We start from the raw sequence: 12334 nt of genomic DNA on the forward strand, positions 1-12334 counted from the left end.
GGATGAATCGAGAAGATTCGAGTTCCCGCATAAATATTATGTGGATTTATCTGAAAAATTATGGCAAACAAAAATGGACCTTATTAAACAACACACCAATAACAACAAATTGTAGTGTGTTATAATAAAGTATAAAACTTAAGTAGGAGGATTCTTATGAAAGTTACGTTTGCAGGTCAAGAAGTAACGTTATCTGGTAAAGGCGTTAATCTCGGTGAGATTGCCCCTAACTTCACGGTTGTTGGCAATGATTTAAAACATGTATCGTTAAGTGATTTTAAAGACGATTATATTGTGTTAAGTGTTGTTGCGAGTTTGGATACAGGGTTATGTGATTATCAGACAAAAACCTTTAATGAAAAAACAAGTAACTATAAAAAAGTTAAAGTGCTAACCATTTCTAATGATTTACCATTTGCACAAAAAAAATGGTGTGCAAATAGTGGTTTTCCTCATGCAATCACATTAAGTGATCATAAAGATTTAGCATTTGGGTTAAAATATGGCACGTTAATGGAACCATTTCGTTTACAAGCTCGCGCTGTTTTTGTTTTAGACCCAGATAGAAAAGTTATATTTAAAGAGATTGTGCCTAACGTTTCAGATCACCCAGCCTATGATGAAGTGATTGAACTACTAGATGAAGTTACAAAATAAATTTTAAAATTGGAAAACATGAGGATGTTTTCCAATTTTTAATTATGGTATAATAATCGTAATTACTTAAAGAGGAGGCTAATGATGACACTAGAAATAGGGTTAATATACGGATTACTTGCATTAATTCTCGTGTTTTTCGCATGGGGAAAATATCGTTATGATATTGTGGCACTTGTGGCACTTTTACTTGCAGTTATCTTAAAACTTGTTCATGTAGAAGATGCATTTGTCGGTTTTTCTCATCCTGCAGTCATTACCGTTATTGCTGTATTAATCATTAGCCGTGGATTAACCAATTCAGGCATTGTAGATTTTATCGTAAGATTAATGGGTAAAATTGGAGATAACGAATTAATTCAAATATCGGCACTTATTTTTGCAGTAACCATTGCCAGTGCTTTTATGAATAATGTAGGTGCATTAGCGCTTTTTATGCCTGTTGCGATCCGTATGGCACGCAAAAATGAGCGTTCACCTTCTTTATACTTAATGCCCATAGCCTTTGCCTCTCTTTTAGGCGGGATGATGACATTAATTGGGACACCACCAAATATCATCATTGCCTCATATCGCGCTGAACTTAATGGGACCGAGCCATTTAAAATGTTTGAATTTTTACCTGTAGGCGGAATTTTAGCCGCATTTGGGGCCATCTTTTTGATCATATTTTCACAGTTTGTCATGCCCAATAGAAAAGGAAAAATGTCTCGTGATGAGATGTTTGAAATCCAAGATTATATCACAGAATTAAAAGTCCCTGAAAAAGCAAAAGTTTTAGGTGACAAAGTTAAAGTGCTTGAATCGTTGATTGATGGCGATATTTATGTAATTAGTCACATGCGAGAAGGCGTTATGTTTAAAACCGTTAGTCCTTATAGACATTTAAGAGAAAATGATTTAATAGTTATAAGAGCAAATACCAATGATTTACAAGAACTCTTAGACGCTAGTGGTTTAATTATTTCAGAAACTGAAAAACTGGATTCAGACCAGCTAGCAAATGAAGAAATCATGGTGATGGAAGTTGCGATTACCTCTAATAGTTCTTTAGTAGATAAATCAGCAAGATCACTTAATCTTCGCCAACAATTTGGTACGAGTTTATTAGGTGTTGCTAGAAGTGGTGGACGATTACGTGCAACCCCAGGGGGCATTAAGTTTAAAGCTGGTGATGTCTTATTACTTCAAGGTGGAGAAGATTCCATTCATGAAATGATTACGAATTTTAACTTATTACCTCTACAAGAAAGAGGCTTACGTATTGGAAAAATTTCAAATGTTTTAGAAGCATTAGCCATTTTCTTTGTAGCGATTATACTTACAACATTTGGTGTCTTACCAGCTCAAATTGCCTTTTTACTTGCGGCAGTAGTTATGGTTATCTTTAAGTTTGTCTCGTTAAAAGAAATGTATGAAAGCATTGATTGGCCGATTATCGTATTACTTGGTGCGATGATTCCAATCAGTAATGCACTAGAAACAACCGGTGCCGCAAACTTAATTGCCGATGCTTTACTTATTTATTCACAAAATTTCACACCGATTATTAGTTTGGTCATTGTTATGGTGATTACCATGTTACTTTCAAATGTAGTTAATAATGCAGCCGCAGTGTTGTTAATGGCACCCATTGCAGTTGGGATTGCTTTAGGACTTGGCACAAATATTGATCCATTCTTAATGGGCGTCGCTATTAGTGCATCGAGTGCATTCTTAACGCCAATAGGCCATCAGTCCAACACACTCGTGATGGGACCTGGTGGGTATAAGTTTTCGGATTATTCTAGATTAGGCGTTCCGTTATCTATCGCCATTATATTAATAGGTGTCCCACTTATTGTTTGGATTTGGCCTTTATAAAAAAACCTATAAAAAGAGAAAAAGGTTGTCAATTGACAACCTTTTTCAGTAGGATAGGGTTTTAGGGGTGTTTCCGTTTAAGACATTTTCTTATTCGTTAGTATCTTCAGTGTTATCATCTAATATGTCTTGCTTACGTGCTTCAATACGTGCACGGTAATCAATATTAGTATTAGATTCTAAAGCTTCACCAATACGAACGCGAACGCGAGCTTCAATTTGTGCTCTTGACATATGCGCTGAATCGTTATCGTGATTTTGATTACGTTCTCTTGCTTCTTCACGTAATGCTTGAGCCATAGCCATACGTTCTCCAACTTTTTCTTCTACAAATGCTCTAACACGTGCTCTATGAGCAGGTTGGATGATAGCCATAAGTTCTCTTACTGATAATTCAAGTGCAGCTTCTAAAGTTAATTCATCATCTTCAGCAACTGCTGATAAAGCGATACGAAGTTTTCCTGGGCTTACATCATATTCTTCAGCCATTTCAAGGAACTCTTCCATTGTTAAACCGCTGTCAATGACGATTGCACCAATACGGTGACCGACAAAGTAACCTTCAGCATGTCTAACCATACGGTTACGTTGATTTTCTTCTTCATCTTCGTCTTCAGTAACAACAGTGATTAATACCACGTTATCATCTCTAGTGACGTCAATGTAACCAAGTTCAACTGCAGTTTCTAAGAATAATTCAAGGGCAGCTTCTCCTGATAAACCAAGGAAGTCTTGATCTTTTTCTAAGATTGCAGCATAAACAATTTCTGCATCTTCATTAAGTAAGTTGTAGCTTTCTACATTACCTTCTTCATCTAAAATGAATTCGATTGATGGATTGATGTCTACAACCATATAAGTTTTTCCACTAGCCTGTGTTGTTTGTAAATTACAAGCAGCAAGTGTAATCGTGATAAGTCCTAAAAATAAAATACTAAATAATTTTTTCATCTTTTTTCCTCCTAAGATCTATTTTCACCCTTTAAACAAGTGAGCCTATGTTTTTGTTGGGTTTATATTTATCTTTTTTTTAAAAAGTCATTTTTATAGGTGTTTCATAGATATAAGGATATGAAAAGTTTAACTTAAACTAGATGTGATTTGATTGTTTTAGTAAGATAAAATTTTATAGGCGTATATGATTAAAAGCAATTAGGTTAAATTTATAGTTTATTATGATTATTTTTATAAAAACGTTTAATAGTTTATCTATTTAATTGCCTATTCAATTGATTAAGTTAATGACTTGACAAAACTAACTTATTTGCATAAAATCTTAAGTGGAATGGAGGAATGAAAATGGCTAAAACTAAACAATTTAAAACAGAATCTAAAAAATTACTAAACTTAATGATTAACTCTATTTACACGCATAAAGAAATCTTTTTGCGCGAACTTATTTCAAACGCGAGTGATGCGATTGACAAACGTCATTATTTATCTTTAACGGATGAACAAGTCCCTAGTGAAGAGGCGTATACAATTCAACTAGATATCGATGAAGAAAATCGTACACTAAGCATCACCGATAACGGGATTGGATTAACAGAAGAAGAACTCATTAACAACTTAGGGACAATTGCAGAGAGTGGGTCAAAATCATTCTTAGAAAAGCTAGAGAAAAAAGATGTAGAAATGATTGGACAATTTGGTGTGGGGTTTTATAGCGCGTTTATGGTAGCGAGTGAAGTCACATTAATTACTAAAAGTCCTTATAGTGATAAAGCCTATAAATGGGTATCAAAAGGTGAATCAAGTTATACCATTGATGTCGCTGAAAAAGAGACTATTGGGACAACGATTCAGTTAAAACTTCGTGATGATGATGAAGAAAAAGATGAAAATTATACAGAATATTTAAAACCATATACCATCAAAAACTTAGTTAAAAAGTACAGTGATTATGTGCGTTATCCCATTCAAATGTTAGAAACAGAAAAAGATGAAAAAGATAAAGTAAAAACAACGCTTAAAACATTAAACTCAATGGTTCCAATCTGGAAAAAATCAAAAAATGACTTAACTGAAGAAGCACTAAATGATTTTTATAAACATCAGTTCAATGATTTTGAAAATCCAATTAAAACCATTCACACAAGTGTAGAAGGATTACTTACCTACACGGCATTACTCTTTATCCCAGAAAAACCATCCTATGATTTTTACACTGAAAAGTTTGAAAAAGGGTTACAACTATATTCTAAAGGCGTCTTTATTATGGATAAAAATAAAGACTTACTACCAGATCATTTCCGTTTTGTAAAAGGGTTAGTCGATTCAGCAGATTTATCACTAAACATCTCAAGAGAAATGTTGCAACACGACCGTCAACTTAAAAAAATTGCAGCGCACGTTGAAAAGAAAATTAAATCCGAACTAGAAAAAATGTTGAAAAACGATCGTGAAAAATACGTTAAATTCTATGAAGCTTATGGCATTAATTTAAAATACGGAATCTACGATCAATTCGGATTAAATAAAGAATTATTACAAGATTTAATTATGTTTAAAACATCAAAAAGTGATGACTTTATTACACTAAGTGAGTATTTAGAACGTAAAAGTGACACGCAGAAAAACATCTATTATGCAACAGGTAAAACAAAGTCACAAATTTTATCTTTACCGCAAATGGATGCTTTAAAAGAAAAAGACTACGAAGTATTATTATTTACAAATGATATTGATGAATTTATGATTCAAATCATGCAAAATTATCAAGACGTTCCATTTAAGTCTATCCAACAAGGGGAATCTGATTTGTTAGATGAAACCAAACAAGAAGACTTAAAAGGAAAGGAAAAAGAACACAAAAACTTATTAAAAGCGCTTAAAAAAGCGTTAGGTGATCAAGTTAAAGATGTTAAATTATCTGGGCGCTTAAATGAATCACCAGTCTGTTTAGTTAGTGGTGAAGGCTTAAGTTTAGAGATGGAAAAAATCTTAAAACAAATGCCAAATCAAACCGATATAAAAGCAGATAAAATTTTAGAAATCAATCCAAATCACGAGTTATTTCAAGCATTAAACCAAGTTTATGCTCAAGATGCTTCTAAAATTAATGATTATGCCTCACTACTATATCACCAAGCTTTACTGATTGAAGGGTTACCGATTGAAAATCCTGTAGCATTTTCAAACTTAATGGTGAAACTCATGATAGATTCATCTAAAAAATAGTTCATTTCTAAAGGTAAAGTTTTTGTTAACTTTGCCTTTTTTTATTGATAAATAAATTAATGATATGATAATATATAGATAGGTATCAATATAGATGTCTATCTATAAAGGAGATCTTTCATGGATAATCTAAGAATGACTAAAATTAATAAAGCACTAGCTGATGAAACAAGAATAAAGATTCTAAAATTGTTAGCCCAAGGTCAAAATTGTGGATGTGACTTAATTGGTAGTTTAAATATCACACAACCTACCTTATCACATCATTTAAAAGTGCTTGTACAAACAGGCATTATTAGCGGTGTTAAAACACAAAACAAAATACACTATACGGTTCATTTAAATGTGATTGAAGAAGCACACGCTTTGTTAATTGGTCATTTAAAAGAAATGCCGAACTGTTAAAGGAGCTATTATGAAAGCATTTGAAAAATATTTAACCCTCGTTGTACTTGCTTGTATGGTTATTGGGGTATTAATCGGACAATACTTAACATTTATTCCAAATTTACTTAATGAACTCACAGTTGCTGAAATTAGTTTACCCATTGCTGTGCTTATATGGTTAATGATCTTTCCAATGATGTTAAAAGTTGATTTTAGTTCAGTTAAAAACATTAGAAAAAATCCAAGAGGACTTTATTTAACATGGACAGCAAACTGGTTAATTAAACCCTTTACAATGTTTTTAATTGCAAGTTTCTTTTTCTTAGTTGTTTACCGTAATCTAATACCTACAGAATTAGCTAATGACTATTTAGCGGGTGCGATTATTTTAGGGGCAGCCCCTTGTACAGCGATGGTATTTGTATGGAGTCAGTTAACTAAAGGAGATGCGGCTTATACCCTTGTACAAGTAGCAACAAATAATTTAATACTACTTGTTTTGTTTGTGCCAATTGTTGGGTTACTACTCGGTATTGGTGGTTTTACGATTCCTTGGATGACCTTGTTTTTATCAGTTGTTTTATTTGTGGTTGTGCCACTGACTGCTGCAAGTATAACTAGAACGATGATTATTACCCACAAAGGGCTTGATTATTTAGATAGTAAAATTATTCCTAAGTTTTCGAAAGTAACGATGATTGGATTATTACTTACTTTAGTCTTAATCTTTAGTTTACAAAGTGATTTAATATTAGAAAATCCACTTCATATTGTGTTAATTAGTATTCCGTTAATCATTCAAACCTTTTTAATCTTTGCAATAACTTATTACGCTGCCAAGAAACTAAGATTATCTCACGATGTGGCTGCACCAGCTGGATTTATTGGGGCAAGTAACTTTTTTGAACTAGCTGTGGCTGTAGCTATTGCGCTCTTTCCTATTAATCCCGGCGTAGCCCTAGCGACAATTGTAGGGGTGTTAGTAGAAGTACCAGTTATGCTAGCATTAGTAAAAATTGCCAATAAAACAAAAAAATTCTTTAAAACCGTAAGCGCACATAGTTAATGTGCGCTTTTCTTATGATATAATACGGTTGAAAGAAGGTGCATAAAATGAAAATTGCGTATATTCATGGAAAACTATTTAATCAAAAAAATGATGCCTTTATTGTTGAAAATGGTCGTTTTACTGCTTTTGGTAAATCAAGTCAGATTCTTAATAAACCCATAGACAAAGTGATAGATTTAAATCATCATTATATTATGCCAGGATTTAACGATTCTCATTTACATGTTTTAGGGATTGGTAAAAGCATGAACATGTTTAATGCGAGTAATTATCCAACAATTCCTGCGATCATTGAGGCATTAAAAGCGTTTGATGTTGACCCATTAATTGGTAGAGGATTTCATGAGAGTCAGTTTGAAGAAAAACGTGCATTAACTAAAGATGATCTTGATTTAGTCTCTAAAGAAAAACCAATTATTATTTATAGAGTGTGTGGGCATATGGTTGTGGCCAATTCTAAGGCTATTGAACTAGCAGAAGCCTTAAAGCACCCTTTCCCAGAAGATAAAGATAGTGTTGATTTAGCACTGGGTCATTTCAAAGAAGACGCGATTGCTTGGATTTTTGCGATTTTAGATCATGTTACAAAGGAGCAAATCCAAAGTGAGTTTTTAATGGCACAAGATTACCTTTTAAAATATGGTGTTACCTCGGTTGGAAGTGATGATTTTGCGATGTATAAAGTCCCGTTTGAAGTAATTCTTGAAGCCATTAAAGAACTAGACGATCAAGGTAAGATTAAGATTCGTGTATTAGAACAAGCGAACATTCCTAAACTTGAAGACTTTAAGCGCTTTATTGATAAAAACTTAGTCGGGAAAATCTATAACCGATACCGTATGGGACCCCTTAAACTTTTAGCAGACGGTTCACTTGGGGCCCGAAGTGCTTATATGAGGGATCCTTACAACGATGCCGATACGGTTGGGATTAAAGCGTTTAGTAAAGAAACCTTAAAAGCATTTATCGAAACGGCTAATGATGCAGGGATGGATTTTGCGATTCATGCGATTGGTGATCAAATGACAGAAGAAATTTGTGATGTTGTAGAAGGCATCGATGAAGAAAAAAGAGTGGGTAGACGTCATTCGATTATTCACGCTCAACTCACAAGAAGTGATCAGATTGCACGAATGAAAACCTTAAACATCGGCGCTCAAACACAACCAATATTTATTAACTCAGACTTTGAAGGGTTAGAAGCTGCCATTGGTGCGCGCATGAATGATGCCTACTTATTTTACTCAATGTATAAAGAAGGCGTACTCACTACAATTAGCACAGATGCCCCTGTAGAAGATGCTAGTCCATTTGATAACTTATACTGTGCGATCACACGAAAATCGATTAAACGACAAGATTTAGGGGTTTATAACTCAAGTGAGTGCTTCCCGTTTATTGATGCCGTAAAAGCTTACACTGAAAAACCTGCTTATTTTTCTTACCAAGAACAGGAACTAGGAAAATTAGCAACGGGCTATTTAGCAGATTTTATTGTTGTAGATCATTTAAAAGTAGATGAGGTAGACAGTTTACTTAAAGCAAAAGTTTTAAAAACATTCATAGAAGGCGAAGAAGTTTTTAGTCTATAAAATAAAGTTAAAAAAAATAAGCGATTTTGTTTGTCGTTTATTTTTTTATTTTGTATAATTAGGACGTTTGAAAGATGAGGTTTTATTTATGCAACCACAAAAAAATTTATTTAAACTTGCTTGGCCCATTTATATTGAGTTCTTATTCTTTATGTTAATGGGCGTAGCCGATACAATTATGTTAAGTCAGTACTCGGATTTATCCGTTGCAGCTGTTGGAAATGCCAACCGAATCGTTGGTCTTTTTATGGTACTTTTAAACGTGGTTGCTATTGGGGTTGGAATAGTCGTTAGTCAATATGTTGGGGCAAAACTTCATGGTGAAGCTAAAAACGCGATTCGTGCAGGGTTATATAGCAGTGCGCTAATTGCCTTATCACTCATGATTATTTTACAGTTATTTGCGACAAGATTATTTGGATTTATCAATACACCAGAAACCATCTTTAATGATTCACTTTCCTATTTGAGAATTGTATCAATGGGCCTTATATTTATCGCGATTTCGCAATCGATTAGTGCAGGATTTAAAAGTCATGGGCATACTAAATTAATGATGGGTGTTGTTGGAACAACAAATTTACTAAATGTTGTATTAAACTTTTTCTTAATATTTGGTATTGGTTTTTTCCCAGAACTTGGCGTATTAGGTGCAGCGATTTCAACGTTAATTAGCAAAGGCGTTACGTTAATCATTGCTTTTATTCTTTTATATAAAATATTAGGAATTTCTCCGTTTTTCATTAACTTTAGACCACTTAAAACCTACTTCTTTAAGATTTTGTCTATTGGATTTCCTAGTGCGTTAGAACACTTTGTTTATCAACTAACTCAAGTTGTCTTATTAAGTTTTATTAATACGATAGGAACCGTGGCCTTAACCACACAAATTTATGTGTTTAACTTAATGATGCCAGTCATTGTGTTTAGTTTAGCGGTTGCTCAGGGTAATCAAGTCATGGTAGGATGGCATGTTGGAGCAGGTGAATATGAAGAAGCCTATAGGCGAACCCTTAAGACATTAAAATATTCGATAGGTATCGTGATAACCGTGGCGGTTATAATGTATTTAAACGCAGAAACATTACTTGGAATTTTTACTTCGAATCAAGCCATTATTGAAATGGGTAAACGCACCATGTTTATTGTTATATTTATCGAAATAGGAAGGTTATCTAATTTAGTAGTTATTCAATCGTTAAGAGCAAGTGGCGATGTTATTTATCCGGTGATTATTGCGGTTATTAGTATGCTAGGGGTTGGGATTAGTGTTGCGTACTTATTTGGTATTAGATTCGAGTACGGGCTTGCAGGAATCTTTATTGGGCTAGCCGCGGATGAATCCTTAAGAGGTGCACTGGTGCTTTATCGCTGGATCAAACGCGATTGGATTGGGAAACGTATTACAAAAATGCAAACAAAAACGGCTTAAAAAGCCGTTTTTTTTAATGATAGTTGCGTTTAAAATGTCCTTCTAAAATATTGTTTTCAATCAAGGAAATCATTTTATCTACAAGATCAGGATCAAATTGTATCCCTTTCCACTTAGTAAGTTCTGCAATGATTTCAGGTTTGTTTTGACGTTTTCTATAGGGTCGGTCGGTTGCCATAGTAGCTACCATGTCGACAACAGAAATAATACGCGATGCCAGTGGGATTGCCTCATCCTTAAGTCCATCAGGATAGCCACCACCACTGTACCATTCATGATGATGTTTTACAATAGAGGCAATTGGACTTAATGAGTTCGCCTCTGCTAAAACATTATAACCGTAATGGGTGTGACGTTTTACTTGTTCATATTCTTCTTTCGTTAATTTATCGGGTTTTCTAATTATTTTTCCATCGACACCGACTTTACCAATATCGTGCAAAATGCCTGCCCAATAAAGTTCTGAAATGAACGCAGGGTCATTATTAACGTGTTTAGCAAGTTCAACAGAAAGTGCAGCAACATCTTCGCTGTGCCCTTTGGTATAAGGGTCAAATAGTTCTAAAGTACGGACAATTGATAAAACAACTTCATCTTTTAAGTTAGTATTGCGTAAAACGAAGTAATTTCTTTTATATAAGCCATCTAGTAAAAGTGAAAAATGTTTTAATCTTTCAATATGGCGTTCATCGATAGAAGTTTGTTTAGTAAAACGATCCAAAACAATAATAAACGCTTCATTATCTTGATAATATAAAGGCATAACCGTTCGTCCTAGTAAAGGATGTTGATCTTCATCTAAAATACCGAACTGATTACCAAAGGTTTTCTTTAAAGTATCTTTAAAATTAGGGAAAACAAATAATGTGTCATGATCATTATCAATGATTTGATTGGTTTCATAAACATAAGGAATTTCATTTGTTTTATAAACTCTTGTATCGATAACTTCTATAGAACCGTCAATCACTTGATAACAATAACCTGCATGACAGCCTTAAAACAGTTTATAAGCGATATCAAAGGTACGTTTTAAATAACTTTTCTCAGCCGCACCTTCTGAGTCAATAATATCACTAGATAATTCAAGTAAGGCATACACCTCCGTTAGTAATAAGTCTAAAGCGGCGTTTTTTTCTTCTAATTCATTGGCTTGTTGCATTTTGATATCATGAAATCGTTTTATGAAAATCGTAATCATCGTTGAAAAACTTAAAAATAAAATTAACGAAACATAAAACATGAGTAATGGGTCAGACCCGATTCGAGCGGAATAAAAAAGACTTGAAAATAAAATAAATGTGAGCGAAAAATAATGAATCATTCGATAAGAAAATAAGAAGCCTATTGAAATGTAGAATAAAATCACTAAATACTTATGACGCGTAAAATCAAAAAATCCTATATTATTGGATAATAAAATAGTAAGCCAAACAAATACTATGAAAAACAAACCAGTTTTTAATAATTTATAAGCATCAGTATCATCAAAAAGTTCTTTATCATATTTATAGCCTAATACACCACTAGGCACCATAATAAAGATTCCCATTAAATCCCCAAAACCGTAAATCATAAAACTACGTGTATAAGATTCAGTGGTAACACTTGTAATAATCAAACTAACATTACCAAAATAAGCACCAAGTAATGCAACAAATAAAGATATCACAATAAAAATTGTCGCTGTTTTTAATGAAAAATATGATTCGCTTTTACCTAAGTTATAGCGCTTAGCTAAACGTATTGCGACTTCAACTTGCATCATTAAAACAAGGGTAAGGAATACAGATAAAAATAAACTTTGCATGACTGGAATATCATAGATAAAAAATCGCATAAAAAACTGTCCGAAAAACGCACCAAATCCAATAGATGGATAGGTTTCTTTACCAAAAACCCACGCAAAAACAAGTGCTAGACCTAGCGCTGGATTTAGTAAGGATGCTCCACCATTTGATAATGTTAGCTGCATCGATATAATTACCATTAAAAAGATGGTTAAACCTATAAAGATTGGATGTTTTTCATACGCTTTTTTCCAGGCAATCATCGTATCACCTCTTATTGCATAATTATAGCATATCTTAGATTAAGATAATGATAACAATTGTAAAATCAGTAAAATTAGGGGAAAATTAATTTTTAATATGA

The 12334-nt window shown here is 33.4% G+C and carries 11 protein-coding genes; 8 read left to right on the forward strand and 3 right to left on the reverse strand.

Annotated elements, in window-relative coordinates:
* The 3 genes from ACHAJD_RS08955 to ACHAJD_RS08965 form a co-directional block, all read left to right on the forward strand.
* A partial coding sequence (locus ACHAJD_RS08955) for a hypothetical protein (protein ID WP_435585538.1) occupies positions 1-115 on the forward strand: 115 nt, incomplete at its 5' end.
* A 41-nt stretch (positions 116-156) separates the two neighbouring features.
* The gene (tpx, locus tag ACHAJD_RS08960; RefSeq protein WP_435585528.1) at positions 157-657 is read left to right on the forward strand and encodes a thiol peroxidase; all 501 of its coding nucleotides are present in this window, start codon (positions 157-159) and stop codon (positions 655-657) included.
* A gap of 84 nt (positions 658-741) precedes the next feature.
* On the forward strand, positions 742-2520 hold the full coding sequence (locus ACHAJD_RS08965; protein ID WP_435585529.1) for an SLC13 family permease: 1779 nt from the start codon (positions 742-744) through the stop codon (positions 2518-2520).
* A 90-nt stretch (positions 2521-2610) separates the two neighbouring features.
* Here ACHAJD_RS08965 and ACHAJD_RS08970 read toward each other — a convergent pair whose 3' ends face one another.
* Entirely contained in the window at positions 2611-3471 is an 861-nt protein-coding gene (locus tag ACHAJD_RS08970; protein ID WP_435585530.1) for an anti-sigma-I factor RsgI family protein, read from the reverse strand.
* Positions 3472-3819: 348 nt separating this feature from the next.
* On the opposite strand from ACHAJD_RS08970, the gene htpG reads away from it, so the two are divergent.
* The 5 genes from htpG (at position 3820) to ACHAJD_RS08995 (ending at position 10180) form a co-directional block, all read left to right on the forward strand.
* Positions 3820-5700 carry a molecular chaperone HtpG gene (gene htpG, locus ACHAJD_RS08975; RefSeq protein WP_435585531.1) on the forward strand — a complete coding sequence of 627 codons (1881 nt, stop codon included), beginning with the start codon at positions 3820-3822 and terminating at the stop codon, positions 5698-5700.
* Positions 5701-5820: 120 nt separating this feature from the next.
* On the forward strand, positions 5821-6105 hold the full coding sequence (locus ACHAJD_RS08980; RefSeq protein ID WP_435585532.1) for an ArsR/SmtB family transcription factor: 285 nt from the start codon (positions 5821-5823) through the stop codon (positions 6103-6105).
* 10 nt (positions 6106-6115) lie between these two features.
* Complete coding sequence (arsB, locus tag ACHAJD_RS08985) at positions 6116-7153, forward strand: ACR3 family arsenite efflux transporter (RefSeq protein ID WP_435585533.1); 1038 nt, start codon at positions 6116-6118, stop codon at positions 7151-7153.
* Between the two features lie 47 nt (positions 7154-7200).
* On the forward strand, positions 7201-8748 hold the full coding sequence (locus ACHAJD_RS08990; RefSeq protein ID WP_435585534.1) for an amidohydrolase: 1548 nt from the start codon (positions 7201-7203) through the stop codon (positions 8746-8748).
* 88 nt (positions 8749-8836) lie between these two features.
* Entirely contained in the window at positions 8837-10180 is a 1344-nt protein-coding gene (locus ACHAJD_RS08995) for an MATE family efflux transporter (protein WP_435585535.1), read from the forward strand.
* A 13-nt stretch (positions 10181-10193) separates the two neighbouring features.
* On the opposite strand, the gene ACHAJD_RS09000 is transcribed toward ACHAJD_RS08995, so the two are convergent.
* Together ACHAJD_RS09000 and ACHAJD_RS09005 are read right to left on the reverse strand one after the other, a co-directional pair.
* Positions 10194-11150 carry an HD-GYP domain-containing protein gene (locus tag ACHAJD_RS09000; protein ID WP_435585536.1) on the reverse strand — a complete coding sequence of 319 codons (957 nt, stop codon included), beginning with the start codon at positions 11148-11150 and terminating at the stop codon, positions 10194-10196.
* A 27-nt stretch (positions 11151-11177) separates the two neighbouring features.
* Positions 11178-12233: a hypothetical protein gene (locus tag ACHAJD_RS09005; protein WP_435585537.1), complete on the reverse strand. Its 1056-nt coding sequence runs from the start codon at positions 12231-12233 to the stop codon at positions 11178-11180.
* Positions 12234-12334: the final 101 nt, after the last annotated feature.

It is taken from the genome of Liberiplasma polymorphum (genome assembly GCF_043951795.1).
Lineage (GTDB): Bacteria > Bacillota_I > Bacilli_A > Izemoplasmatales > Izemoplasmataceae > Liberiplasma > Liberiplasma polymorphum.